22 protein-coding genes and 1 pseudogene are annotated in these 24,422 nt (G+C 71.6%); 15 read left to right on the top strand and 8 right to left on the bottom strand.

Going from position 1 to position 24,422, the window contains the following annotated elements; genetic code table 11:
• Positions 1–27 precede the first annotated feature (27 nt).
• Positions 28–2,646, top strand: a complete 2,619-nt coding sequence (locus tag AC5JOC_RS01475; protein WP_494244955.1) for a hypothetical protein — start codon at positions 28–30, stop codon at positions 2,644–2,646.
• 24 nt (positions 2,647–2,670) lie between these two features.
• Here the strand turns inward: AC5JOC_RS01475 and AC5JOC_RS01470 are convergent, their stop codons facing one another.
• Both AC5JOC_RS01470 and AC5JOC_RS01465 read right to left on the bottom strand, forming a co-directional pair.
• Positions 2,671–3,711, bottom strand: a complete 1,041-nt coding sequence (locus tag AC5JOC_RS01470) for an alcohol dehydrogenase catalytic domain-containing protein (protein ID WP_430892049.1) — start codon at positions 3,709–3,711, stop codon at positions 2,671–2,673.
• 61 nt (positions 3,712–3,772) lie between these two features.
• The gene (locus AC5JOC_RS01465) at positions 3,773–4,570 is read right to left on the bottom strand and encodes an HAD-IIA family hydrolase (RefSeq protein ID WP_079705004.1); all 798 of its coding nucleotides are present in this window, start codon (positions 4,568–4,570) and stop codon (positions 3,773–3,775) included.
• Positions 4,571–4,740: 170 nt separating this feature from the next.
• Between AC5JOC_RS01465 and AC5JOC_RS01460 the strand changes: the two genes are divergently transcribed.
• Together AC5JOC_RS01460 and AC5JOC_RS01455 are read left to right on the top strand one after the other, a co-directional pair.
• Positions 4,741–5,346 carry a TrmH family RNA methyltransferase gene (locus tag AC5JOC_RS01460; RefSeq protein ID WP_137243139.1) on the top strand — a complete coding sequence of 202 codons (606 nt, stop codon included), beginning with the start codon at positions 4,741–4,743 and terminating at the stop codon, positions 5,344–5,346.
• Between the two features lie 247 nt (positions 5,347–5,593).
• Positions 5,594–5,914, top strand: a complete 321-nt coding sequence (locus AC5JOC_RS01455; RefSeq protein ID WP_079705005.1) for a hypothetical protein — start codon at positions 5,594–5,596, stop codon at positions 5,912–5,914.
• Positions 5,915–6,344: 430 nt separating this feature from the next.
• Here AC5JOC_RS01455 and AC5JOC_RS01450 read toward each other — a convergent pair whose 3' ends face one another.
• The 3 genes from AC5JOC_RS01450 to AC5JOC_RS01440 form a co-directional block, all read right to left on the bottom strand.
• Positions 6,345–8,222 carry a YhgE/Pip family protein gene (locus tag AC5JOC_RS01450; protein WP_079705006.1) on the bottom strand — a complete coding sequence of 626 codons (1,878 nt, stop codon included), beginning with the start codon at positions 8,220–8,222 and terminating at the stop codon, positions 6,345–6,347.
• 70 nt (positions 8,223–8,292) lie between these two features.
• Complete coding sequence (locus tag AC5JOC_RS01445) at positions 8,293–8,949, bottom strand: ATP-binding cassette domain-containing protein (protein ID WP_064295550.1); 657 nt, start codon at positions 8,947–8,949, stop codon at positions 8,293–8,295.
• Positions 8,939–9,634 (bottom strand): TetR/AcrR family transcriptional regulator, encoded by a 696-nt coding sequence (locus AC5JOC_RS01440; protein WP_137242368.1) that lies wholly within the window; start codon positions 9,632–9,634, stop codon positions 8,939–8,941. The genes AC5JOC_RS01445 and AC5JOC_RS01440 overlap by 11 nt, the downstream gene beginning before the upstream one ends.
• 125 nt (positions 9,635–9,759) lie before the next feature.
• Here AC5JOC_RS01440 and AC5JOC_RS01435 point away from each other — a divergent pair, with 125 nt between their 5' ends.
• Positions 9,760–10,236 (top strand): DUF3151 domain-containing protein, encoded by a 477-nt coding sequence (locus AC5JOC_RS01435; RefSeq protein WP_064295552.1) that lies wholly within the window; start codon positions 9,760–9,762, stop codon positions 10,234–10,236.
• A gap of 101 nt (positions 10,237–10,337) precedes the next feature.
• Here AC5JOC_RS01435 and AC5JOC_RS01430 read toward each other — a convergent pair whose 3' ends face one another.
• A complete protein-coding gene (locus AC5JOC_RS01430) occupies positions 10,338–11,090 on the bottom strand; it encodes an HAD-IIB family hydrolase (protein WP_064295553.1) in 753 nt (250 codons plus the stop codon).
• Between the two features lie 252 nt (positions 11,091–11,342).
• On the opposite strand from AC5JOC_RS01430, the gene AC5JOC_RS01425 reads away from it, so the two are divergent.
• The 8 genes from AC5JOC_RS01425 to AC5JOC_RS01390 all read left to right on the top strand — a co-directional run bounded on the left by AC5JOC_RS01425 (position 11,343) and on the right by AC5JOC_RS01390 (position 19,005).
• Positions 11,343–12,629, top strand: a complete 1,287-nt coding sequence (locus tag AC5JOC_RS01425; RefSeq protein WP_064295554.1) for an adenylosuccinate synthase — start codon at positions 11,343–11,345, stop codon at positions 12,627–12,629.
• 33 nt (positions 12,630–12,662) lie between these two features.
• The gene (locus AC5JOC_RS01420) at positions 12,663–12,956 is read left to right on the top strand and encodes a winged helix-turn-helix transcriptional regulator (protein ID WP_079705009.1); all 294 of its coding nucleotides are present in this window, start codon (positions 12,663–12,665) and stop codon (positions 12,954–12,956) included.
• Positions 12,957–12,998: 42 nt separating this feature from the next.
• On the top strand, positions 12,999–14,114 hold the full coding sequence (locus tag AC5JOC_RS01415) for a lactonase family protein (RefSeq protein WP_274499344.1): 1,116 nt from the start codon (positions 12,999–13,001) through the stop codon (positions 14,112–14,114).
• A gap of 49 nt (positions 14,115–14,163) precedes the next feature.
• Complete coding sequence (locus AC5JOC_RS01410) at positions 14,164–14,796, top strand: GNAT family N-acetyltransferase (protein WP_079705011.1); 633 nt, start codon at positions 14,164–14,166, stop codon at positions 14,794–14,796.
• A gap of 228 nt (positions 14,797–15,024) precedes the next feature.
• The gene (locus AC5JOC_RS01405) at positions 15,025–16,134 is read left to right on the top strand and encodes an ABC transporter substrate-binding protein (protein WP_079705012.1); all 1,110 of its coding nucleotides are present in this window, start codon (positions 15,025–15,027) and stop codon (positions 16,132–16,134) included.
• Entirely contained in the window at positions 16,134–17,102 is a 969-nt protein-coding gene (locus AC5JOC_RS01400) for an ABC transporter permease (protein ID WP_494244950.1), read from the top strand. Before AC5JOC_RS01405 ends, AC5JOC_RS01400 begins: the two co-directional genes overlap by 1 nt.
• Positions 17,099–17,911 carry an ABC transporter permease gene (locus AC5JOC_RS01395; RefSeq protein ID WP_085512186.1) on the top strand — a complete coding sequence of 271 codons (813 nt, stop codon included), beginning with the start codon at positions 17,099–17,101 and terminating at the stop codon, positions 17,909–17,911. The genes AC5JOC_RS01400 and AC5JOC_RS01395 overlap by 4 nt, the downstream gene beginning before the upstream one ends.
• The gene (locus AC5JOC_RS01390) at positions 17,908–19,005 is read left to right on the top strand and encodes an ABC transporter ATP-binding protein (RefSeq protein ID WP_494244949.1); all 1,098 of its coding nucleotides are present in this window, start codon (positions 17,908–17,910) and stop codon (positions 19,003–19,005) included. Before AC5JOC_RS01395 ends, AC5JOC_RS01390 begins: the two co-directional genes overlap by 4 nt.
• Positions 19,006–19,089: 84 nt before the next feature.
• Here the strand turns inward: AC5JOC_RS01390 and AC5JOC_RS01385 are convergent, their stop codons facing one another.
• Complete coding sequence (locus AC5JOC_RS01385) at positions 19,090–20,244, bottom strand: AI-2E family transporter (protein WP_124768621.1); 1,155 nt, start codon at positions 20,242–20,244, stop codon at positions 19,090–19,092.
• 127 nt (positions 20,245–20,371) lie between these two features.
• On the opposite strand from AC5JOC_RS01385, the gene AC5JOC_RS01380 reads away from it, so the two are divergent.
• The 3 genes and pseudogenes from AC5JOC_RS01380 (at position 20,372) to AC5JOC_RS01370 (ending at position 23,088) form a co-directional block, all read left to right on the top strand.
• Entirely contained in the window at positions 20,372–20,686 is a 315-nt protein-coding gene (locus AC5JOC_RS01380) for a hypothetical protein (RefSeq protein WP_426738381.1), read from the top strand.
• Positions 20,687–20,788: 102 nt separating this feature from the next.
• Positions 20,789–21,466 (top strand): annotated as a pseudogene (locus tag AC5JOC_RS01375) (ABC transporter ATP-binding protein); the annotation flags it as partial.
• 227 nt (positions 21,467–21,693) lie between these two features.
• The gene (locus tag AC5JOC_RS01370; RefSeq protein WP_494244947.1) at positions 21,694–23,088 is read left to right on the top strand and encodes an FtsX-like permease family protein; all 1,395 of its coding nucleotides are present in this window, start codon (positions 21,694–21,696) and stop codon (positions 23,086–23,088) included.
• Between the two features lie 85 nt (positions 23,089–23,173).
• On the opposite strand, the gene aztD is transcribed toward AC5JOC_RS01370, so the two are convergent.
• Positions 23,174–24,385 (bottom strand): zinc metallochaperone AztD, encoded by a 1,212-nt coding sequence (gene aztD, locus AC5JOC_RS01365; RefSeq protein ID WP_494245164.1) that lies wholly within the window; start codon positions 24,383–24,385, stop codon positions 23,174–23,176.
• Positions 24,386–24,422: the final 37 nt, after the last annotated feature.

The following is a 24,422-nucleotide window of genomic DNA, read 5'->3' as shown; positions in this document are numbered from 1 at the left end:
CGACGCCGCACCGCCGCGGACCACGATGTGCCGTCAGGCTCCGCGACGACGCCCGACACCGAGGTGCAGGACGACGATCTCCCGGAGGGCTCCTGGAGTCTCTCCGAGACGTTCGGCGACGACGTCCTCGGTGGCGAGACCGTCGAGGTCCGTGACACGACGATCGATGCTTCGGCGCCCGCCGACTCAGGACTCGACGAAGCCCCGGACGACGAAGCAGCTACCGACGACGTCTGGACCGCCGAGCCGGCGACTGCCGAGGCCTCCGCGCCGCGCACGGATCCGCTGGCCTGGTTGACGGAACCGTTCGGTGCGACGTTCGGCGCCGCGCCGGCGGCACCGGAGGAGCAGGCGTCCGAGGAACCGCACGCTGAGCCGGTCGACGAGGCGCCCCAGCAGCTCGACACCGCGGACGAGTCCGTCGCCGTCGCCGCCACCGATGAGGCGACGTCCCCGTCCGCGAGCGAGCCGGTCGAGCCGACCACCGACTCGGACCCCGAGCCCGCATCCGACGGCATCGTCGCCTCCGAACCGATCACCCCCGCGGCACCGTTCCGCTGGGACACGGTCGCAGCGGCGTCGCCCGCGAGCGCAGCGGAGCCGACCTCACCAGCCGACGTCCCGTGGCCCGAGACGGTCCCCGACGTCGATGCCGAGCCGCTCGATGAGACGCGGCCGTTCGACAGCCTCGGCGGTCCGGGCTTCTCGGCCCTGGCGGGTGCCGCAGCCGCAGCAGCAGCCGTTCCTCCGGCGCCGACACCCGACGCCGACACGGACGCCGAGCCCGGCCGTGACGATGCGCCGGTCGACGACGACGCGACGGACACCGCCGACGTCCCCCCGGCCTTCGGCCCGCCGACCCCGAAGGCCGAGCGTTCCATCACGGAGCTCATCTCCCTCGACGGCGTGCAACCCGAGCCCACGGTCAGCCCCTTCGGCACCGCGCCATTCGTGTGGGACCTCGCGCCGAACGACGCCCTCGACCCGCTCGTGCACGCGGCTCCCACGACCCAGCCCATCCCGGTCCCGCCGGTGGAGTGGGAGGGCGCCGAGTCGTCAGCCGTGAGTGCGGAGTCCCCCTCGGAGCTCGCGCTCGAGGGCGAGGTGCCCGATGCCGCGTTCATCGCCGGCGACGTCCAGCCCTTCGCTCCGGGCCTCGCCGCCGTCACGCTCGGTCGCCCGCTCGTCGACGGACCCGGTGACGAGTTCGCCAGCTGGACCGACGACGCGACCGAGACCGACAGCTCCGCGCCGGACGCCGCACCGATCGTCCCCGCCGCGAACGACACGGTCGACCTCTTCCCGACGCTGTCGCTCGGCGGGTTCGACGCAGCCGTCGCGGCCGGTGGCCTCGCCGCCGCAGGGGCCGCAACCGCTGCGGGCGCCGCTTCCGGGCTCGGCTCGGGCGACGACACCGACGACACGGAGACCTCGGCCGACCTCGACGCCGACTCCGCTCCCGAGACGGCACCGACCCCCGTCACCGATACTCCTGCTCCCGAGACCCCGGTGTTCGCCGTCGACCCGGAGGAGCTCGACGACGAGTTCGACGAGGAGATCGTCGAGTTCGACGCCGTCCCACTCGCTGCAGCGGGCGTCACACCGCTTCCGTCGTTCGTGCCGGACGGCGCAGTCGCCGACGGTGCGACCGATCCCACCACGGATGCCGCCGCGTCGGATGCCCCACTCGCCGACGAGGGCTCGATCGACCCTGAGCCGGTCGGCGAGCCCGAGCCGGTCAGCGAGGAGCTGCGGCTCGAGTCGCTGTTCGACCTCGGACCCGACACGGATGCGGTCCAGATCGCCTCGGCCGATGGCGCCGCGACTGACGGCGGGCCGGCTGCCACGCCGCCCGCCGACACCGAGCAGGTCGACGACACGGCCACGGTCGCCCCGTCCGAGCCGTCCGATCAGCCAGACGCCACCGCCACGGCCGAGGCGGCCTCGGCACGGTCGCTCGCCGACGCCTTCGCCGCCGAGGGTGGGTGGTCGCTCCAGGCCGACGCGATCGCCGACCCTGATCTCCCGCTCGCCCCCATCCCGGGCCTCGTCGCCGCCGACGGTACCGATGTCGACGGCACGGACGCCGACGACGACACCGGCGGGTCACGACGAACCGGGGCCCACGCTGCCGGAGACGACGACAACGCTGCGGACACCTCCCCGGTGGCCGAGCCCGATGTCGCCTCGAACACCGCGCCCACACCCGTGATCCCCGCCTCGGTCTCCGTCTTCGGCGCACACGCCGCGGCCGTCCCCTCGCAGGGACCGGTCGCGAACGTGCCGCAGACGGCCCCGGCCGCGCTCCCCGGCGAGACGGTCGCGTTCCCGGAACTCGACGGCGCGAGCGCGCTCACGACCCCGGCCGCGGCTGCGGGTATCGTCGGCGCCACCTTGCCGCCTCAGGCCACGCAGTCCGCTCCCGACCGCGATCTCCCCGAATACCGCGGAGAGCACGCGGATCAGGGCATCCCGAAGGCGCTGCTCTGGGCGGTCGTCGGCCTGGGTGCAGCGGTCCTGCTCCTGCTCGCGTTCTACTTCGGAACGCTCGTCGGTGCCGCGAACGCGGCCGGTGCGGCTGCCGACGCCACGATGCCGAGCGTGTCCGCAGGGTGGTCGACGGCCGGAGCCCCGGACACCGTCTGACGACGCACCTGACGCCGACGCGGGTCAGGCGACGTCGATGACGGTCACGCCCGTCGAGCGGTCGCCGGACGCCAGGGCGGCGAGTGCTGCCGGTGCCTCGTCGAGGCCGATGCGGTGTTCGATGAGGTCCTGCGGGCGCAGCGCGCCGCTCGCGACGAGGTCGAGCAGCTCCGAGTAGTCGGACGCCGGCATGCCGTGGCTGCCGTGGAGCGACAGCTCCTGCGAGATGATGCGCGGCAGCGGGAGGGTCGGTTCGCTCGAGAACAGCCCGATCTGCACCTGACGGCCCATCGGTGCCAGCGCGAGGAGGCTGAGGCGCATCGTGGACTCGCGCCCGAGGGCTTCGACCGACACCTGCACGCCCGCCGGCGCGGCTTCGGCGATGCGAGCGAGGACGGCGGCCTCGTCGAGCCCGCTCGAGTCGATCGTGTGCGTGACGCCGATCGACGCCGCACGCGCCAGGGCAGAGGCGTCGATGTCGACGGCGATGACCTCGGCACCGAGCGCGACGCCGATCATGGCCGCGCTCAGCCCCACGCCGCCGCAGCCGACGACGAGCAGGCGCTCCCCGCTGCGGAGCCCGGCGCGGTGGACGAGCCCGCGGAAGGCCGTCGCGAAGCGGCACCCGAGGAGGGCGGCGGCGCCGGCGTCGAGGGACTCGGGCACCGGGATGAGGTTCACGTCGGCGTCGTGCAGGGCGACGAGCTCCGCGTAGGACCCCCAGTGGGTGAAGCCCGGCTGGGTCTGGTTCGGGCAGACCTGCCCGTTCCCGGCGAGGCACTGGGCGCAGCGTCCGCACGCGCACACGAAGGGCACCGTGACGCGGTCGCCCACGCGGAACCGCTCGACGGCGGGGCCGACGGCGTGGATGCGCCCGACGAGTTCGTGGCCGGGCACGTGGGGGAGGGCGATGCCGTCGTCGTGCCCGAGCCAGCCGTGCGCATCGCTCCGGCAGAGCCCCGTGGTCTCCACCCGCACCACGACGCCGGCGTCGGACGGCACCGGATCCGGGACGTCGCGGACCTCGGGCTCGGCGGTGAACTGGTCGTAGACGACGGCGCGCATGGAAGTCCTCGGTGCGTGGCGGGGCGGAGTGGATCGGTGGGGCTGGTGGTGGCGGGAGGGCCTAGATCTCGACCTCGACGGGCTCCGTCTTCACGAGGTCGATGACGCCGCTCAGGATCTCGTTCGGACGGAACGGGTAGCGGTTGATCTCGGCCTCGTCGCTGATGCCCGTGAGCACGAGGATCGTGTGGAGACCGGCCTCGATGCCCGCGACGATGTCGGTGTCCATGCGGTCGCCGATCATGCCGGTGTTCTCCGAGTGGGCGCCGATCTTGTTGAGCGCCGATCGGAACATCATCGGGTTCGGCTTGCCGACGACGTAGGGCTCCATGCCGGTGGCCTTCGTGATGAGGGCCGCGATGGCGCCGGTCGCCGGAAGCGGGCCGTCCTTGCTCGGTCCGGTCGCGTCCGGGTTCGTGACGATGAAGCGCGCGCCGCCGGCGATGAGGCGGATCGCCTTGGTGATGGCCTCGAACGAGTAGTTGCGGGTCTCGCCGACGACCACGTAGTCGGGGTTCGTCTCCGTCATGGTGAAGCCGGCCTCGTGGATGGCCGTGGTGATCCCGGCCTCCCCGATGACGAACGCCGAACCGCCCGGCTCCTGCTCGGCCAGGAAGGCGGCCGTCGCGAGCGCGGAGGTCCAGATGAACTCCTCGGGCACGTCGAGCCCGGAGGCGCGCAGTCGGGCGCTCAGGTCGCGGGGGGTGAAGATCGAGTTGTTGGTGAGCACCAGGAAGGGCGTCCGCTGGTCCTGCCACTGCTGCAGGAGCGCTGCGGCACCAGGGAGGGCGTGGTTCTCATGGACGAGCACGCCGTCCATGTCGGTGAGCCAGCATTCGACCTCGTCGCGTCGTGACATGCGTTCCTCCAGGTGCTCCGTGCGGGCTGCGCGAGCGCTGCGCCGCGGGGGTGGCGCGGCGTCGGGCCCGGACCTCCAGTGTGGCACGGCGCGGGTAGGGTTGGCTGGTGCCAGAGACCCCGCTCCACCCGGTCGACCCGGTCGTCGGCCCTGATCAGGCCGAGAGCCCGATGGCCGGCGTCGGTCCATGGCAGGGGGAGTGGCCGGACGACCCCTGGTACGACCCCGAGCTGCTCCGCGACGGCGACACCCGGAACGTCGTCGACCGCTACCGGTACTGGTCGATGGAGGCCATCGTCGCCGACATCGACGACCACCGCCACCCGTTCCACGTCGCCATCGAGAACTGGCAGCACGACATGAACATCGGGTCGATCGTGCGCACCGCCAACGCGTTCGCCGCCGACACCGTCCACATCGTCGGACGCCGTCGCTGGAACAAACGCGGAGCCATGGTGACCGACCGCTACCAGCACGTCGAGCACCACGTCGACGTCGCGGCGCTCGTCGCCTGGGCGTCGGCGGCCGAGCTGCCGATCATCGCGATCGACAACGTGCCGGGGTCGGTCCCGATCGAGACGTTCAGGCTCCCCGAGCGGTGCCTCCTGCTCTTCGGACAGGAGGGGCCGGGGCTCTCGCCGGAGGCGCTCGCCGCGGCCGACGCGGTGCTCGAGATCACCCAGTTCGGGTCGACGAGATCGATCAACGCCTCCGCGGCGGCGGCCGTCGCGATGCACGCCTGGGTCATGCAGCACGTCTCCTTCGACGCCTCCTGATCGGGTTGGCCCCCGTCCGCGGGTGGTTTCCAACGGCAGCGCTGCGCCTACCTCAGGAACACCTCAAGATTCCCTCAATTGACCCCGCGGTCCCCCAAAGTGCCGACACCGCCCGGCATACTGTCTAGCGGAGCAACACTCCACCGCTGAACCCGAATCCCTCCGGCACCCGAAGCCACCGAGGGCCACCGCACGGACCCGAATCCGTGCGGTGCGAATCGGCGGTCACCCGAAGGATGAATCGAAGATGACGCACCGTTCTGCCCTGGGAGCCTCGCCCGAACGAGGAACCCGCCCGTCCAAGGTCCGTGGCATCGCCGCGCTCGCCGTCCCCGCAGCCCTCGCGGTCGCCCTCATCGTCGGCGTCGCCGCGCCGGCTCAGGCCGACGCCCGGGTCGACGAGGCGTCGAGCTCGATCAGTGCGACACAGACCGGCTCGGGCGAGCTCATCGCTCCGGCCGGTGCGTTGTTCGCGTCGCTCCTCATCTGGGGAGCCGGAGCCGCGTTCGCGACTCGTCGTCGGATGCTCGCCGAACAGCGCGAGGAGGCGTCGCTGCTCTCCAGCTGATCAGCGCGCTGCACCCGCAGCCGGTCGCCGTGGCCCGAACCACGACGCTCAGCTGCTCCAGACGGAACACGCCCGTTCCGTCGCACCGGTGGCCGCCGGGAGTCCCCCCACTCCCGGCGGCCTCCGGTGTTTCCGGGGTACGACGGCAGGGTCTCCGCCACGGACGACGGCCGGTCCGTCCGGTGGCTCGACGACGTTCCAGAGAATCTGCCGCGTTCCGCGTCATGAACGAGCGTTCGCGCGATCACTCAAGGGAGTGCAACGCTGTCGGGCGGACCCGAACCCGGATCGACGCGGCGCTCAGACGCCGACGTCGAACGATGCCCGACCCGAATGGGCGTCGCACGCAGCAGGCGTACCGCACGCGCCGGAGCGTCGTCCCACCCGAGGACGACGCTCCTGCGCGGGCGCCTGCGCGCTCGACCGGTGCCTAGCCGATGAGGCTCGGCCGGAGGTCGCGGAGCGTCCTGGCGTGCGTCATCCGCGTCACGCCGATCGCCGAGAGGCTCAGCGCGATCGCCAGCCAGGCGAGCAGGACCCCGGCGTCCTGCAGGGCGGCGTCCATCCGTCCGCCGTACATCAACTGGCGCATGCCGTCGACCGCGTAGGACATCGGGAGCACGTGATGCAGGGCTGCGAGCGGCGCCGGGAGTGTCTGCCAGGGGAACGTCCCGCCGGCGGTGACGAGCTGGGCGACCATGAGCACGAGGCCGAGGAACTGCCCGACACTGCCGAACCACACGTTGAGCGTCAGGATGATCGCCGCGAAGGTGAGGGACGCCAGCGCCATCATCCCGTAGGTCGCGAGCGGGTTGTGGACCTCGAAGTGCAGGGCGCCGGCGAGGATGCCGAACAGCGCGACCATCTGGATCGTCCCGAGGAGGCCCGGCGTGAGCCAACCGGCGACGGTCACCTTGATGGGGCTGTGGAGCGCCGTGATCGCGCGCCGAGACACCGGCTTGACGATGAGGAAGAGCGCGTAGATGCCGATCCAGGCGGCGAGGCTGACGAAGAACGGCGCGAGTCCGGCTCCGTAGGTGCCCGCGCTCGTCACGGAGGAGTTGGTCAGCTTGACCGGATCGGCGATCGTCTTGGCCTGGAGTTCGCGGGAGTCCGCCGTGGTCGCGGGGATGGCGTCCGCGCCCGACTGCAGACCGTCGCGGAGGGTGACGATGCCGTCACGGAGGGTGCCGAGCCCCGTCTGCAGGCTCGTGAGGCCGGTCTGCAGCGATGCGGCACCGTCGGCGGCCTGCTGCGTCCCCGAGGCGAGCGCGGGCATCGCGTCACTCAGCTTCCGGGCACCTCCCGCGACCTGCTGGGCGCCGCTGTTCAACTGGTCGACCTGCGACACGACGGTCTGGACGCGCTCGTTCGCCGTCGTGGCGTCGGCGGCCACCGGGTCGAGCAGTGCCAGCACCTGGGCGATCTGCTCGGGGGTGAAGCCGTTCTCCGCGAGGGTCTGCGAGATCTGCGCGCGGGCCGTGGGGATCGAGTCGACGAGCCGCTGGGCGGCTGCTCCGACCTCGTCGCCCTTGCCGGCGAGGGTCGAGGTCCCGGACGCCACCTGCTCGGCACCCGAGGCCAGCTGGTCGGTCTGGGCGGGCAGGCTGGCCGTCCCCGAGGCGATCTGCGCGGTGCCGGACGCGAGGGTCGCCGCGCCGGCCTGGGCCGTCCCGGCACCGTCGAAGGCCTGCTGGGCGCCGTCGGCCAACTGCGTCGCGCCCGAGGTGGCGTCGACGAGCTTCGTCTTGATCGTGTCGAGCGCGATGAGGAACCGGCCCGCGGCCTGGCGGTTCACCGTCTGCACGATGGTCGCCTTGATCTGCTTGACGGCCTGCTCGCCGATCGTCGTCGCCAGGTAGCTGTTGGCGTCGTTGGTCGTGAGCTGGACCGTCGCCTGCTGCGGGGCGTCGCCCGATGCGGAGGTGAGTGAGGTCGAGAAGTCGGCGGGGATCGTGACGCTGAAGTCGAAGGTCCCGTCGTTCACGCCCCGGGCGGCGTCGGCCGCGCTGACCTCGTGCCAGGCGAACGATCCGTCCTCGATGAGCTGGTCGGCGATGTCGTCGCCGTAGTTCTCCGTCTCGCCGGTCGCGTCGCCGGTGGTGTCGTCGGTCGCCGGCGCACCGGTGTCCTCGACGACGAGCGCCACGGGCACCTGGTCGAGCTTGGCGTACGGGTCCTGGTTCGCCCAGAGGTACAGGCCGCCGTAGAGCAGCGGGACGCACATGAGGGCGACGAGGGCGAGCCGCGACATGGGCGTGGCCCACAGGCGGGACAGTTCGGCGCGGATCATCGCGAAGATCTTCACAGGAGGTCCTTCTGGGGACGGGTGGTGCGGGATGAGGGGAGGGCTGGACGGTCGTGGTGCACGGTGTGCGTCACGACCAGTCCTGCTGGAAGAGGGGGACGAGTTCGTCCGTGGCGTTCTCGGACACCGGGGCGTCGGCGGTGGCGTTGATGGCTGTCGCCGAGGCGTCACCGGCGATCACGAGGACGCCGTAGCCGCGGGCGGCGAGTTTGCGGGCGAGGTTCCACCACTCGAGCGGGTCGCCGCCGTGGCGGTCGGGGGAGACGAGGACGAGCGCGGTGACGTCCTCCCGGAGGACGGCGAGCTCGGTGAGGAGCCGCACGCGGTCGGTCGGCGCGACGGTCGAGATCGGCTGCTTCGCGAGGTGCGCGAGGTCGAGCGACTCGAGGAACCGCGCGACGGCGAAGGGGTGGCTCGCCCGGCCGGCGAACATGAGCTCCTCGGCGACGACGCCGGAGACCGCGACGCCGCTGGCCGGTTCGGAGACGTCGGGGGCGTCGATGAGCGCGATCACGCGTCGCATCGTCTTGCGGTCGGTCGCTCCGTCGACGAGGACGGTCCCGGTGTCGGGCTTCATGCGGCCGGAGGCGATGAGGCCGAGGACGGTCGGCCGCTGCTCGGTCTCGGCGCGGGCGAAGGTCGCCTCGCCCGTCCGGAAGGAGAGGGAGGTCGGCTCGAGGACGATGCCGCCCTTGCCCTTGGAGACGCCGTCGAGTTCAACGCGCATGGGAGGACTCCTCGTTCGTACCGGTGCCGGTGGTGTGGCGGTGGGTGTCTGCGTGTTCGGTGTCGGCGCGGTCGGCGACCGCCGTGGCGTCCTGCCACGACAGGCCGACCGCCCCGAGGGTCGCGAGCATGACGAGGCGGCGGCCGGCGCTCGTCGAGAGGCCGGACCGGGTCGCCTCTTCGAGCACCCCGACGGCCGTGCTCTCGACGAGTCGGGCGAGCACGCCGGCGTCGATGTCGGGGCGGATGGAACCGTCCGCGACACCGGCCTCGACGGTGCGGAGGAGGAGGGTCCGAACGGGTTCGAGGGCGGCCGCCGTGACGGCGCGGAGCGGCCCGCGGACGGCGAGCGGCGCCATGATGCGGACGTGGTCCACCTGGGCCCAGAGGACGTCGCCGATGAGCGCGATGGTGGTGAGCGGGTCGTCGCCCTGGACGGCCGTGATCGACGAGGCGACGCGCTCGGCCCCCGCCACGACGACGGCGTTCACGAGCTCGTCACGCGTGGCGAAGTGTCCGTACACCGAACGGCGGGTGAGGCCGGCGGCCGCCGCGATGGTCTCGAGGCTGGCGTCGGGGTCGCTGCGGAGCGCCAGGCGGGCGGCTTCGAGCAGCGCGACGCGGTTCTCGGCGGCGTCGCGACGAGGGGCTCGCGATCCGCTCGCAGGCGCTTGGGTGGTGGTCATGACAGCGATCGTACTATCTTGCACAGCGGTGTGCAATATCGATGTCGGCGGATGCGGCGAGCTCTCAGCGAGGGCTGCCAGCTTCCTCCCACGCCAGGGCATGGGAACGGAGCTATGGTTGAACGATGACCGGTGAGAATCTGATGGCAACCCCTCCGACACTGCTGCCGGACGACAGCGCCACCGATGCCGAGTTCCACGCGGCCGTCGGTTCGATCGAGGCGCTGGCGGACCTCCTCGCGGCCCACCCCCGCTCCTCGCTCGGCTGGGCACTCCTCGCCGACGCGGTCCACGACCCCCAGTCGCCGATCCCCGGCTACGCGGCCGCTCGGGTCGGGTACCACCGCGGCCTGGACTCGCTCCGTGCCGCCGGCTGGCGCGGTCAGGGCCCGATCCCGTGGTCGCACGCGCCGAACCGCGGGGTGCTGCGCTCGCTCTACGCGCTCCGCCGCTCCGCGAAGGCGATCGGCGAGACCGAAGAGGTCGAGCGTCTCGACACCTTCCTGCGTGAGGCCGACCCCACCGCGTCCGAGGAGATCGAGTACCTCGTCGCGGCGGCGGCCCCGCCGACCTCCGCGATCGTCATCCTCGGCTCCGACTAGCGCCTTCCCCGGCTCCTGAGCCTGTCGAAGGGCAGGCCGCGTCCCCGGTCCCTGAGCCCCATCCCCGGTCCCTGAGCCTGTCGAAGGGTCGGACCGACGCCCTACAGGCCGAGCGACTCCAGGTAGGCCGCGGTGTCCTGCCAGCCGTGCACGGCCACCGACGGCACCCCGAGCGCGAGGACCGGGTAGTCGTTGCCGCCCTCGTCGAGACGGTCGCCGACGAAGACCATCTCCTCCAGGGGGATGCCCGTGTGCTCGGCGAGCCGTGTCATGCCGAACGCCTTGTCGACGCCCGCCATGGTGATGTCGACGGAGGTCGAGCCGCCGGAGCGGACCTCGAGGTCGGGGAGCAGCGCCTGCACGGCGGCGCGCAGCGACTCCTTCTTCGCGCCGTCGGGGTCCCAGGCGGTCTTCTCGGCGACCGGCGCGGCCTGCCCGAGGGCGGAGAAGGTGATCTGCGAGCCGCGGTCCTCGAGGATCGGGCCCCAGGTCTCGTCGGCCCAGAGGCCGAGTCGCTTGGCCTCGGTCTCGAGCGCGCCCATGGCGCGGGCCTTCTGATCGTCGGTGAGGTCGTGCTTGTAGACGGTGACCCACGCGGTGCCGTCGAAGCGGTCGTACCGGGTGCCGCAGGTGGGCATGAGGTGCAGTCGGCCGAGGGCCTCGGGCGACGCCGCTCCGAGCCGGTCGAGCACCTGGTTCTGGAACTGCACGATCTGGCCGCCCGAGATGATGCACACCGAGGTGCGTTCGAGGAGCGCGACGAACAGTTCGGCCATGCGAGGGTCGAGCGCGGACTTCGACGGGGCGAGGGTGTCGTCGAGGTCGAAGGCGACGAGGCGCGGCAGGGAGGTCATGGGTTCCGTTCGGTCGGTCGAGAGGACGGTCGTCGAGGGCGATCGGCAGGCAGGACGGCCGCCCGAGGCCTGAACATCCCCTCATGGTATCGAGCGCAGCCTGGGACTCGGTGCCCGTGACCCTCCTCCGGTACGATGGAGGGGTGCGTGCACGAGACGCCCGCCCGCAGAGGGTGGGCGTCCGGCCTGTCAGGGCGAGGTTCCCCAGCGGATCCGCCGGGCACACGAGAATCCGGAAGGGGCGGCATCCAGATGCCAGCAATCGTGATCGTCGGCGCCCAGTGGGGCGACGAAGGCAAGGGGAAGGCCACCGACCTGCTCGGTGACCGCATCGACTACGTCGTGAAGTTCAACGGCGGCAACAACGCGGGGCACACGGTCGTCATCGGTGACGAGAAGTACGCGCTCCACCTCTTGCCGTCCGGCATCCTGACGAGCGGCGTCGTCCCCGTCATCTCCAACGGTGTCGTCATCGACATCGAGGTGCTGTTCCACGAGCTCGAGGCACTTCAGGCCCGCGGCATCGACGTCTCGCGCCTCCTCGTGAGCGCCAACGCGCACGTCATCACCCAGTACCACCGCACCATCGACAAGGTGACGGAGCGCTTCCTCGGCAAGCGCCAGATCGGCACCACCGGCCGTGGCATCGGCCCGGCCTACGCCGACAAGATCAACCGCGTCGGTATCCGCATCCAGGACCTCTTCGACGAGAACATCCTGCGCCAGAAGGTCGAGGGCGCCCTCGACCAGAAGAACCACCTGCTGGTCAAGGTCTTCAACCGCCGCGCCATCACGGTCGACGAGATCGTGGCCGACCTCCTCGCCTACGCCGAGCGACTCCGCCCGATGGTGGCCGACACCGCGCTCGTGCTGAACGAGGCGCTCGACGATGGCAAGATCGTCCTCTTCGAGGGTGGCCAGGCCACGATGCTCGACGTCGACCACGGCACCTACCCCTTCGTCACCTCCTCCAACGCGACCTCGGGTGGTGCGGCCACCGGCTCCGGTGTCGCCCCGAACCGTCTCGACCGCGTCATCGGCATCGTCAAGGCCTACACGACCCGCGTCGGCGCCGGCCCGTTCCCGACCGAGCTGTTCGACGAGTCCGGCGACTACCTCCGCTCGAAGGGCTTCGAGTTCGGCACGACGACCGGCCGCCCGCGTCGCGTCGGCTGGTACGACGCCCCGATCGCCCGGTACGCGGCGCGCATCAACGGTGTCACCGACTTCGTCCTGACGAAGCTCGACATCCTCGACGACCTCGCCACCATCCCGGTGTGCGTCGCCTACGAGGTCGACGGCGTCCGGGTCGACGAGGTGCCGGTCTCGCAGACCGACTTCCACCACGCCGTCCCGATCTACGAGGAGTTCCCCGGCTGGCAGGAGGACATCACCGGTGTCCGCCGCTTCGAGGACCTGCCGAAGAACGCCCAGGACTACGTGCTGGCGCTCGAGGCGATGAGCGGTTCGCGCATCTCCGCGATCGGCGTGGGTCCCGGCCGCGACGCGATCGTCGTGCGTCACGACCTCGTCGACTGACCCGAGCAGCGAACGACGAGGGTCGAACGCGCCATGGTGGACGAATCCAGTCAGCCGTCCCTGCCCGGGCTGCCACCGGTCGAGGAGCTCACGAGCGGTGAGGTCAGGCCTCGCCCGGCGGTGCGTGCCCAGCGCGACGCCGGTGCGCTCGACCCACGGGTCCGGCGCGCTCTGGCGACCCTCGACGACGATCCCGACCTCTCGTTGGTCACCCTCGCGAACGCGCTCGGCATCACCCGCGCGACGCTCATCCGGATCGTGCGTGAGGCGATCGGCATGACCCCGAAGGAGTACGCGGCCGGCGTCCGCGCCCGCCGCATCTCCTGAGCGGGCGCCGGTGCGAGACGGCGCAGGTGGGAGACTGTGGGGGTGAGCGACGACAACCCCTACCTCCTGCTCGGTTCCTACACCTCGGAGGCCGACGGCACCGGTGCCGGCATCAGCCTGCTGCGCCAGGACGAGGCGGGCACCCTCCGCCTCGTGCAGTCGTCGGAGGCGCAGTCGCCGTCCTTCCTCACCCTGCACCCGACGCTGCCGATCGTCTACGCGGCGAGCGAGTCGACCGGCGCCGTCGAAGCGTTCAAACGCTCGGGTGAGTTCGGGCTCGCGCCGTTCGGCAAACCCATCGAAGCCGGCGACTCGGTGTGCCACGTCGCGACGGTCCCCGGTGCCGACGTCCTCATCGCGAGTTGCTACGGCGATGGTCGGGTCGTCACGGTGCCGCTCGCGGAGAACGCGGCGTTCGCAGGCGACCCGCGTCTCGGCGAGGCGTCCGTCGACCCCTGGGCGTCGCCCACCGCGCTCGCGGCGGAGTCCGCGGACGCCGGCGAGGACGCGCTCACGCTCCTCGCGCTGGAGGCCGCTGTCGGCGAGGCGCTGCCGTCCCGACCGTCGCGGGCGCACGCCTCGGCGCTCCTCCCGGACGGCCGCATCGCGACCACCGACCTCGGCCACGACACGGTCCGCATCTGGCAGCTCCGTGGGTCGCGGTTGGTGCTCGACCACACCGTCGTGTTCCCGCGCGGCACGGGTCCGCGACACCTCGTCGTCCACCCGAGCGGCCACCTCCACGTCATCACCGAGTACTCGGTCGAGGTCTTCACGCTCGGTGTCGACGGCACCGACGGGCACTGGCACATCCTCGCGGCGACCGTCGCCACCTCGGAGGGCGTGTCCGAGGGGGACACGGGTGCTGAGATCAGTCTCGCCGCCTCGCGCGAGCAGCTGCACGTCGGCGTCCGCGGGAGCGACCGCATCGCCACGTTGCGGGTCACCGGCGACGGTTCGCGGGTCGAGGCCGTGGCCGACGTCGAGTGTGGCGGGACGATGCCGCGCCACCACCGGGAGTCGGGTCGCTTCCTGCACGTCGCGAACCAGCTGTCGAACTCCATCGCGAGCTTCCGGCTCGACGAGCGCACGGGGGTCCCGACGACGCTCCTCGGGACGCTCGACGCCGGTTCGCCCACCTGCCTCATCCTCGCCTGACCAAGAGACCGGTCCTCGCGCGACGCCCGTCACCGGATACGGTGGAACGGTGACCGCACGACGCCCTGAGCCCCGCCCCATCGACGGCCGGACCATCCGCCTCGAACCGCTGGACCGCGCGCACTATCCGGAGCTGTTCACGGCGATCGCGCACCCGGAGGTCTTCGCCGGCGGCTACGGCGGCGGGCCGGCGGGATTGCCGACGACGCAGGCCGAATTCGACGCCTTCGCCGACGGCTACTTCACGACCGGCGTGCGCAACACCTACGTCATCCGGCTCGTCGGCGGTGAGCACGACGGACTCCTCGTCGGCACGTCCACGCTCGGTGACTTCGACGAGCCGGGGGAGGCCGCCCACCTCGGTTGGACGGCGTACGACCCGCGCGTCTGGGGCACCGCCGTCAACGCCGAGACGAAGCTGCTGCTCCTCGGGCTCGCCTTCGACGCGGGCTTCGGCCGGGTGAAGATCCAGGCCGACGAGCGCAATGAACGCTCACGGACCGCGATCCTGCGCCTCGGGGCCACGTTCGAGGGGCTCATCCGCCGCGACAAGCAGCGGGCCGACGGCACGTGGCGGACCACCGCGCTGTTCTCCGTGCTCGCCGAGGAGTGGCCGGAGGTCCGGTCCGGTCTCGAGGAGCGCCTCGCCAGGAGCCCCGGCCCCGTCGCCCTCCGCGGCTGACGCGGCCCCGGAGCCCCCCGCCCGGTCCCTCAGCCCCCGCCCGGTCCCTGAGCCCCCCCCGGTCCCTGAGCTTGTCGAAGGGCACTGTTCACCTGCGCGACACCGGCAGGCCCCGATCGCGCTACGTCGCGACCCTAGCTTGTCCTCCAGACGACGGACGCGGTATCCGACGGCCCGACAGCACGGGCGGCCGCCGACGTCACTGGAGGAACCGTGAACACCAGGCGTATGACCGCCCTCGCCATCGTCGCACTCGCAGCGACCGCGCTCACCGCATGCTCCGCCGGAGCGGACACCGGAGCCGGCTCCGACGTCGACGCCAAGCAGGCGACCTCCGCCGAGGACTTCGGCGGGATGGACGCGCTCGTCGAGGCGGCGAAGGCCGAGGGCCAGCTGAACGTCATCGCCCTTCCCGACACCTGGGCGAACTACGGGAAGATCATCTCCGCGTTCGAGGACAAGTACGACATCACGGTCAACTCGGCCGACCCCGACGTCTCGAGCGCCGAGGAGATCACGGCCGCGAAGAACCAGCAGGGTCAGGACACCGCTCCCGACGTCTTCGACCTCGGCTCCGCCGTCGCCCTCGACAACCTCGACCAGTTCGCGCCGTACCAGGTCGCCAACTGGGACGACATCCCGGAGGGCTCGAAGGAGAAGACCGGCCTGTGGGTCTACGACTACACCGGCCTCGTCTCCATCGGCTACGACGCGGACGCCGTCCCGGCACCGAAGTCGCTCGACGACCTCCTCGGCTCCGAGTTCGCGGGCAAGGTCGCGCTGAACGGCGACCCGACCCAGGCCGGTGCCGCCGCAGCCGGCGTCTACCTCGCCGCCCTGCAGTCCGGTGGTTCGGCCGACGACATCCAGCCCGGTGTCGACTTCTTCCAGAAGCTCAACCAGGCGGGCAACTTCCTGCCCCTCGACCCGACCCCCGCGACCATCGCCTCGGGTGAGACCCCCGTCGTGATCGACTGGAGCTACAACAACCTCGCCGCGGCGACCGAGAACGAGGGCCAGCGCAACTGGAAGACCACCGTCCTCCCGGGTTCGGCCGTCGGCAGCTACTACAACCAGGCCATCAACGTGGACGCCCCGCACCCCGCGGCCGCGCGACTCTGGCAGGAGTTCATCTTCAGCCCCGAGGCGCAGAACCTGTACCTCGCCGCCGGCGCGTACCCGTCGACCCTCGCCGCGATGGTCGAGGCCGACACCGTCGACCAGAAGGCCCTCGACGCCGTGGGCGAGATGCCCGCCGACCTCGTGCAGTTCACGCCCGAGCAGACCGAGCAGGCCACCTCGCTGCTCGCCGAGAAGTGGGCGGCAGCGATCTCCTGATGAGTGCCTCCGCCACCCGGCGGAGTGAGGCGGGGTCGGCACACGCCGGCCCCGCCGTCTCGCTCCCGCCGACCGACGCATCGGACGCCTCGGCCGCCCCCGCCGCGGCGCGCCCCCGCCGCCGTCCGCGCTGGGCGCTCCTCGGCCTGACGCCGTTCGCCCTGTACACCCTGCTCTTCCTCGCGGTCCCGACGTTCCTCGCCCTCGCCACCGGCTTCTTCGACGGCGACGGCGCGTTCACGCTCGACAACCTCACGGCGCTCGCCGAGCCGGCGGTCCTCGGGGCCTTCGCCAGCTCCTTCTGGGTCTCCGCCGTCACCGCGGTCGCCGGAGCCGTCATCGGAGCCCTCGTCTGCTACGCGCTCCTCGCGGTCCGACCCGACGGGCTCATCCGCACCTTCGTCGACGCGGCCTCGAGCGTCCTCGCCCAGTTCGGCGGCGTCATGCTCGCCTTCGCCTTCATCGCGACCATCGGCATCCAGGGCCTCGTGACCGTGTTCCTCAAGGACCGCCTCGGGGTCGACCTCTTCGCCGACGGCGTCTGGCTCTACCAGGTCCCGGGCCTCCTCCTGCCGTACCTGTACTTCCAGGTGCCGCTCATGGTCATCACCTTCATGCCCGCGATGGAGGGCTTGAAGCGCACCTGGTCCGAGGCGAACGCGACCCTCGGCGGCACGCGCTTCACCTACTGGACCCGCATCGCGATGCCGATCCTCGCCCCCTCCTTCCTCGGGTCGCTCCTGCTGCTGTTCGCGAACGCGTTCTCGAGCTATGCGACCGCCGCCGCGCTCATCAGCCAGGGGGCGCAGATCGTGCCGCTCCAGATCCGCGGTGCGCTCATCAGCGAGACCGTCCTCGGCCGCGAGAACCTCGCCGGTTCGCTCGCGATCGGCATGATCGTCGTGATGGTCGTCATGATGACGGCCTACTCCGCCCTGCAGGCGCGGACGGAACGGTGGCAGCGATGAGCGCCGTCCGCGACTCGGCCACGCCGTCCAAGCTCACGAGCCGGATCATCCTCGTCGTCGTCGCGGTGGTGTTCGCCGTCCCGATCCTGTCGATGGTCGAGTTCACCCTGCGCGCCGGGATCGACGGCGGCCACGACCTCGGGCACTGGGCCGCGATCCTCGACCCGGAGAACTCGCGGAAGTACCGGGTGCTCTTCCAGGGCATCGGCAACTCCGTCGTGCTCGCCGCGGTGACGGTCCTGATCGTCGTGGTGCTCCTGCTGCCGACGATGATCCTCGTCAAGCTCCGCTTCCCGAAGCTGCAGCGCGTCCTCGAGTTCGTCTGCATCATCCCGATCACCGTCCCGGCCATCGTGCTCGTCGTCGGACTCGCACCGGTCTACTCCGTCGTGGCCAGGCTCCTCGGCAGTGCGCCGTGGACGCTCGCGTTCGCCTACGGGATCACGGTGCTGCCGTACGCCTACCGGGCGATCGCCGCGAACCTGCAGTCGGTCGACGTCGGCACCCTCGCCGAGGCCGCGCGCACGCTCGGCGCCGGCTGGGGGACCGTCCTCGTCCGCGTCCTGCTGCCCAACCTGCGTCGCGGCGTGCTGACAGCGTCGGTCATCTCGGTCGCCGTCGTCCTCGGTGAGTACACGATCGCCTCGCTCCTCGGACGCAACACGCTGCAGACCTCGCTCGTGCAGGTGTCGAAGAGCGACCCCTTCGTCGCGGTGGCCTTCGCCCTGCTGGCGCTCGCCTTCGCCTTCGTCCTGCTGTTCATCATCGGCCGCGTCGGATCGATCCGACGCATCAGGGAGACACCATGACCACCATCGACCAGTCGGCACCGGCAGCGACGCCCGGAGACGGACGCCCGGCCGGCGCAGCGGTGCGGTTCGATCGCGTCGTGAAGGACTACGGCTCGGGTGCCCGCGCCCTCGACGGCGTGAGCCTCGACCTCGCGCCCGGCGAGTTCGTCGCGCTGCTGGGGCCGTCGGGGTGCGGGAAGACGACCGCGCTCCGCAGCCTGGCGGGACTCGAGGACATCACCTCGGGGAGCGTGCTCATCGACGGCGTCGACGTCGTGTCCGTGCCCACCAACCGGCGCGACCTCGGCATGGTGTTCCAGTCCTACTCGCTGTTCCCACACCTCACGGTGCTCGAGAACGTCGAGTTCGGCCTGCGCATGCGGAAGGTGCCCGCGGCCGAGCGACGGACGCGTGCCGCCGAGAGCCTCGACCTCGTCGGCCTCGGCCACCTCGCCGCCCGCTACGCCCACCAGCTCTCGGGCGGGCAGCAGCAGCGCGTCGCCCTCGCCCGGGCGTTGGTCACGCGGCCTCGGGTCCTCCTCCTCGACGAGCCGCTCAGCGCCCTCGACGCCAAGGTGCGCGTCCAGCTGCGCGACGAGATCCGTCGGATCCAGTCGGAGCTGCAGATCACGACCCTCTTCGTGACCCACGACCAGGAGGAGGCGCTCGCCGTCGCCGACCGGGTCGCCGTCATGCGCGCCGGTGTCATCGAGCAGATCGGGACGCCGGAGGAGCTCTACTCGCGGCCGTCGTCGCCGTTCGTCGCGGAGTTCATCGGCCTGAGCAACCGGATCGCTGGTGTGCTCGTGCCCGGTGGCGTCGAGGTGCTCGGGCAGGTGCTGCCGGTGATCGGCGAGCAGCCGGGGGACGGGGCCGTCGTCGCGCTCGTCCGGCCTGAGGACGTCGTGTTCACCGACGCGACGGAGCCCGCGGTCGGGTCCGCTGCGGTCGTGCTCACGTCCAGCTTCCTCGGCCCGGTGCGTCGCACGACCGTCGAGCTGCCGGACGGCACGCTGGTCGCGGTGCAGCACGGCGCGACGGAACGACTGGAGGCGGGGGAGTCCGTCCGCATCCGCTTCGCCGGTCGTCCCGTCCCGGTGCAGGCGGCCTGAGCACCGGTTCCCGAGCCCACCACCGGTCCCTGAGCCCACCACCGGTCCCTGAGCCCACCACCGGTCCCTGAGCTTGTCGAAGGGCTACGCCTTCGCGTTCTGCCGTGGCACGACGACCTGCTTGATGATCAGCAGGATCGACGCCGTCACCGGGATGGAGACGAGGGCGCCGAGCAGCCCGATGAGCGAACCGCCGACCATCGCGCCGATGACGACGAGGGCGCCGGGCACCGCGACCGCCTTGTTCATGACCCGCGGCGTCAGCACGTACGACTCGATCTGCATGTAGACCAGGTAGTAGACGATGACGATGAGTGCCGTCGTCGGTGAGTCGAACAGCCCGACGGTCGCGACGACGACGGTCGCGATGATCGAGCCGACGAGCGGGATGAGCGTCACGAAGAAGATGACGACGGCGAGGATCCCGGCGTACGGCACCCCGACGATGAGCATCATGATGAGCCCGAGGACGGCGTTGATCCCGGCCAGCACCACCATGCCGCTCACGTATCCGCCGATCGAGGCGGTGATCTGGTCGGTGATCGACACGACGCGCGGCCGGGAGCGACGGGGCACCAAGGAGTAGAAGGCGTTCTTCATCGCCTGCATGGACGCGAGGAAGTAGAGCGCGAGGACGAGGGCGATGAAGCCGCCGAAGAAGCCGTTCGCGATGCCGACGCCGAGGTTGAGGGCGCCGCCGGCCAGGACGACCCACGTCTTCGGGTCGGCGGCCACCCCGTAGAGCCAGTCGAGCGCGCCCTGGAGGTCGACGCCCGGACCGAGGTAGTCGCTCAGGGACCGGAACCACTCCTGGTCCTGGATGCCGGTGAGGAAGGTCGGGGCGTTGCTCACGAGCTCGACGGCCTGCCGGGTGACGACGGGGATGACGAGGGCCAGGAGGAGCGCGAGCAGGACGGCGAAGACGGCGAAGACGATCGCGATCGCGAACGGGCGCTTGATGCCGCGTGCCTCGAGCCGCACGACGACCGGGTCGAGGCCGAGCGCGATGAAGAGGCCGACCGCGATGGAGACGAGGATGGTCGACAGTGAGCCGAGGGTGAGGACGAGCAGGATGGCCGCCAGGGCACCGAGCGCTCCGACGAAGCCGATCGCGAAGGGGCGCTGGAGCGTCGTCCTGACGGTGGTCGTCACCTCGGCCGGGCGATGGGCGCGGAACCGGACCCGCTGCTGACGTGCCGCCGGGCGCAGCGGCTGGTGGCGATGGGGTGCACTCGTCATGCCGCAAGCGTATTGCCCACCGCCCGTTTGCCCGACAGCTGTCGTGGTACCGGAGGATGAGACCGGGCCCCGGAGGATCACCCGGCTGCGGGATGTGCCGGGTGCTCGGGTTCAGGACGATGGGAACATGTCATCGATCACCCGCTCGCACGCCGTCCACACCCGGGTCACCGCACCGCTGCGGGCGGTCCCGCTGACGGAGCCGATGCCGAGTCGGCGCGACGAGGCCGCGGAGCAGGGAGTGGTCGCCGAGCGCGTCAGTGCTACGGCGCACGTCGCCGCGGGCGCTGCCGGGGTCGACCTCACCGCCTCGGTCGAGCCGGCGCAGGCGCCCGCGGCCCCAGCCGACGGGACCGACGCCGGAACAGGCCTCCGGTTCCTCGGCGCGGGCTGGGCGGCCGACGCGGCGGTCTTCGCCCAGTACCGCCGCCGCGGCAACTGACCGCGAGGTCCACGCCGGGTCCACCTCGCGGATGACCCGCACGGCGGAGCTTGCATCGCCCGGCCGACGCGAAGGGCGACACCCGCCGCCGACGATGGGAGCATGAACACTTCGATCCTCTCCGCTCGCGGACTCACGAAACAGTACGGGCCGACCGTCGCCCTCGCCGGCGTCGACCTCGACATCCTCCCCGGTGAGTCGGTCGCCATCATGGGTGCCTCCGGCTCCGGCAAGACCACGCTCATGCATGCGCTCGCCGGGATCGTCACCCCCGACACCGGCTCGATCGCCTTCAACACTCCGACGGGCGTCGTCCGCGTCGACCAGCTCGACGAACGGCACCGCTCGCAGCTGCGGCGCGAGTCCTTCGGCTTCGTCTTCCAGCAGGGCCTGCTCATCCCCGAGCTGACCGCCGTCGAGAACGTCGCGATCGCGCTGATGCTCGGCGGGACACCGCGCATCGCCGCTGAGACGAGCGCGGCGGCGTGGCTCGCCGCCCTCGGACTGGCCGGCATGGAGACCCGTCGGATCGGCGAACTGAGCGGTGGTCAGGCGCAGCGCGTCGCGATCGCCCGCGCCCAGGTGACCGGCGCCCCCATCGTCTTCGCCGACGAGCCGACCGGCGCGCTCGACTCCCGGACCTCGGCCGACGTCATGGGAGCCCTGCTCCACGCGACGACCGGGCAGGGACGCACGCTCGTCCTCGTGACGCACGACGAGACGGTCGCCGCGCGGTGCTCCCGGACCATCCGCCTGGCCGACGGTCGGATCGTCGGGCAGCCGGGCGGGGTCGGCGCGCCGACCCCGCCGCAGCAGTTCGCGACCGGGCAGGCACCCGTGCCGCAGCAGGTGCAGCAGCCGTACCCGCCGCAGCAGCTCCCGTACCAGCAGCAGCCCGCCGGGCAGCCGTTCCCGCAGCAGCCGTACCCCCAGCCCGCTGCGCAGCCGTACCCGCCGCAGGCCTACCCGGGTCAGGCGACCGGCGTCGTCCCGAACGGAGCCCGACCGTGACCGCCGCAGTCGGGGTCGCACCGACCCGGATCCCGGTCCCCGCAGGCAGCGGTCGCAGTCCCGTCGTCCGTCTCACCTGGATGCTCGCCCGCCCGGGCGCGCAGAGCCCTGCGACGATCGTGCTCCCGGCGGTCGCGTTCGCCGTGACCACGGCACTCGTGCTCACCGTGCTGGGTGGCGCCCTGATGTTCTGGCGGTGGACCGGTGAGACGGCCTTCATCTACCAGGTGCTCAGCGTGCTGGCGCTGGCCCTGCTGCTCGTCCCGCTCGGCTCGCTCGGCGGGGCGGCCGCGCGGCTCTCCGCCCGGCGCCGCGACGACCGACTCGCCACCCTCCGACTCCTCGGCGCGACACCCGGCACGGTCACGGCGATGACCGTCCTCGAGTCGGCCGGGGTCGCCCTCCTCGGTGCGTTCGCCGGGATCCTGCTGTACCTCGGCATGCTGCCGCTCGTCGGGCTCATCCCGTTCGGCGGTTCCCCGATCGGGGTCGAGGGCGTCTGGGTCGGTGTCCCGATCATCGCCGCGGTGGTCCTCGGTGTCGTGCTGCTCGCAGCAGCGAGTGCCGCCATCGGTCTCCGCGCGGTGAACGTGAGCCCGCTCGGCGTCCGCACGAAGCAGCAGGCGCCGACCGTGCACTGGCTGCGCATCGTCGTCGGGGTCGTCGTCGTGATCGTCGCCTACGGCATGCTCTCCGTCGTGACGGGGTTGCAGGAGGTCGCCGTCATGATCGCCGTCCTGGGTGTGGGGTTCGCCGCCGGCGTCGGGGTGCTCGGGTTGATCGGCCCCTGGGTCGTCGGGGTGATCGGCCGTGGGTCGGCCAAGCGTGCCAAGACACCGGAGCGGCTCCTCGCTGCCCGCACGATCCTGGAGTCGCCGAAGGCGGCGTGGCGTCAGGTCAGTGGCGTGGCGATGACGAGCTTCGTCGCCGTCGTCGCCGGGACCGGGGTGGCGCTCATGGACGCCGCCGGAGGTTCCGACCTCGACCGCGAGAGCGCCATCCTCATCGACGACATCCGCACCGGCGTGATCATCACGCTCGTCGCGTCGTTCCTCATGGTCGCGTGCTCCGTCGGGGTGAACCAGGCGTCGGCGGTCCTCGACCGGCGAGACCTGTACGTCAGCCTCGACCGCCTGGGGGTGCCGCGGGACGTCATGGAACGGGCTCGCGGTCGCGCGGTCATGCTGCCCCTGCGGGTGGTCGCGCTGGGCTCGGCCGGACTGGGCGTCCTGCTCGTCCTGCCGATGGCCAGCATCAGCGTCATCCTCGCCCCGCTGTCGGTCCTCGTCATCGTCGGGTGCTTCGCCGGTGGCATCGGGCTCGTGTGGGCGGCCCTTCGCGCGACCCGTCCGGTCGTCTCCGGGGTGCTCCGAGCGCCCGAGCGCGTCTGACCGCCCGGCCCGCACGACGAGAGCGCCCGTTCCGTCCCCTGCATGACGCGGGGAGGACGGAACGGGCGCTCTCGGGGAGGTCGGGTCAGCCCGTGACGACCGCGATCTCGTTCGGGACGCCGGGCAGTTCACCCGTCGTGATGTCGCCCGACGCGAGATCCACAGCGTGGATCGACTTCGTCGCCGGGTCGGTCACGTAGGCGACACCGTCCTGGACGACGAGCGCCGGGTGGGCGTCCTGCCACTCGGCCGGCGGCTCCCAGGCGTCGATGACCTCGATGGTGTCGGTGACGGCACCCGTCTGCTCGTCGAGGATGTGCAGCGAACCGTCGTTGCCGAGCACGATGACCTCGTCGCTCGGCCCTCGGGCGACGTCGCGCCAGGTGTAGCCGACGCCCTCCGGCAGGTCGACGATCTTCGTCGTCTTCGCGACCGTGTCGGTGAACGCGAGCTGGCGGAGGTCGTAGCCCTCGGCGTCGGGGTCGCTGTTGTAGTCGCCGACCGCGATGGAGGACGTCTCGCTGACGTACTGGTTGCCCGTGCGCCCGTAGGCGTCCGGCGCCTGGATCTTCGTGAAGACGCCACTGTCGTAGACGAGCACGCCGTCGCTGCAGCCGAACACGACGACCTCGTCCTTGACGGTGCCTTCACCGTGCACCGACGGGCACTGCTCGTTGCGGGCGATCTCGGTGCGCGAGTCGTCGAGCACCCGGACACCGGTCCGGGCGTCCGGGGTGCCGATCGTGGACAGCACGGTGCCGTCCTCGAGCTCGATGGCGACACCGTGGTGCGCGGCCTCCGACGGGATCGTCTCGGTCTCGGGCAGCTCGTCGGTGGCTTCGAGGAGGTCGGCGCTGTCGAAGATCGTCGTGTCGCCGGAGCCGTCGGCGAACAGGATGGTCTTGTCGGCGTGACGGACGACGTGGCCTGCGGTGTCGGCGGGGAAGACGAGGTCGGTCAGGACCGGGTCGGCCTGCTTCGAGGTGCCGTCCTCGTCCGTCCACGTCCCGGTGTCGAGGACCTGGAAGCCCTTCGTCGTGGTGACGAGCACGTGCCGCCCGTCGCCGGCGGCGTTCACCCGGTTGAACCCGTCGAGGGGGAGGTCGCCGACCACCTCGAGGGATGCGGCGTCGAGGACGAGGAGGCCGCCGTCGTAGGTCAGGGTGATCCGACGCTGCGGGTCGGCGGAGGTCGACGCACTCGGGTCGGGCGCGGAGCCGCTCGCGGTCGAGCATCCGGTGAGGAGGAGGGCCGCGGCGGTGCCGACGGCGAGGAACGGGACCCGGCCGCGCTTCAGGCGCGGATGCCAGGGGACTGCGGTGGTGCTGCTGCAT

This window comes from Plantibacter sp., assembly GCF_059073635.1.
The sequence above is the reverse complement of the archived record's forward strand: the minus strand, read 5'-3'. Positions and strand labels throughout refer to the sequence as shown.

What these genes read in the sequence shown, in the direction of transcription:
- AC5JOC_RS01455 (WP_079705005.1), top strand. Translation starts at nt 5,594, where the DNA reads ATGACGCACCGTTCTGCCCTGGGAGCCTCGCCCGAACGAGGAACCCGC.
- AC5JOC_RS01405 (WP_079705012.1), top strand. Translation starts at nt 15,025, where the DNA reads ATGACCGCCCTCGCCATCGTCGCACTCGCAGCGACCGCGCTCACCGCA.
- AC5JOC_RS01445 (WP_064295550.1), bottom strand. Translation starts at nt 8,949, where the DNA reads ATGCGCGTTGAACTCGACGGCGTCTCCAAGGGCAAGGGCGGCATCGTC.
- AC5JOC_RS01430 (WP_064295553.1), bottom strand. Translation starts at nt 11,090, where the DNA reads ATGACCTCCCTGCCGCGCCTCGTCGCCTTCGACCTCGACGACACCCTC.
- AC5JOC_RS01420 (WP_079705009.1), top strand. Translation starts at nt 12,663, where the DNA reads ATGGTGGACGAATCCAGTCAGCCGTCCCTGCCCGGGCTGCCACCGGTC.
- AC5JOC_RS01465 (WP_079705004.1), bottom strand. Translation starts at nt 4,570, where the DNA reads ATGTCACGACGCGACGAGGTCGAATGCTGGCTCACCGACATGGACGGC.
- AC5JOC_RS01425 (WP_064295554.1), top strand. Translation starts at nt 11,343, where the DNA reads ATGCCAGCAATCGTGATCGTCGGCGCCCAGTGGGGCGACGAAGGCAAG.
- AC5JOC_RS01395 (WP_085512186.1), top strand. Translation starts at nt 17,099, where the DNA reads ATGAGCGCCGTCCGCGACTCGGCCACGCCGTCCAAGCTCACGAGCCGG.
- AC5JOC_RS01385 (WP_124768621.1), bottom strand. Translation starts at nt 20,244, where the DNA reads ATGACGAGTGCACCCCATCGCCACCAGCCGCTGCGCCCGGCGGCACGT.
- AC5JOC_RS01470 (WP_430892049.1), bottom strand. Translation starts at nt 3,711, where the DNA reads ATGCGCGCCGTCGTCTACGACCAGTTCACCGCCGAGCCCGAGGTCCGC.
- AC5JOC_RS01400 (WP_494244950.1), top strand. Translation starts at nt 16,134, where the DNA reads ATGAGTGCCTCCGCCACCCGGCGGAGTGAGGCGGGGTCGGCACACGCC.
- AC5JOC_RS01380 (WP_426738381.1), top strand. Translation starts at nt 20,372, where the DNA reads ATGTCATCGATCACCCGCTCGCACGCCGTCCACACCCGGGTCACCGCA.
- AC5JOC_RS01440 (WP_137242368.1), bottom strand. Translation starts at nt 9,634, where the DNA reads ATGACCACCACCCAAGCGCCTGCGAGCGGATCGCGAGCCCCTCGTCGC.
- AC5JOC_RS01390 (WP_494244949.1), top strand. Translation starts at nt 17,908, where the DNA reads ATGACCACCATCGACCAGTCGGCACCGGCAGCGACGCCCGGAGACGGA.
- AC5JOC_RS01435 (WP_064295552.1), top strand. Translation starts at nt 9,760, where the DNA reads ATGACCGGTGAGAATCTGATGGCAACCCCTCCGACACTGCTGCCGGAC.
- AC5JOC_RS01460 (WP_137243139.1), top strand. Translation starts at nt 4,741, where the DNA reads ATGGCCGGCGTCGGTCCATGGCAGGGGGAGTGGCCGGACGACCCCTGG.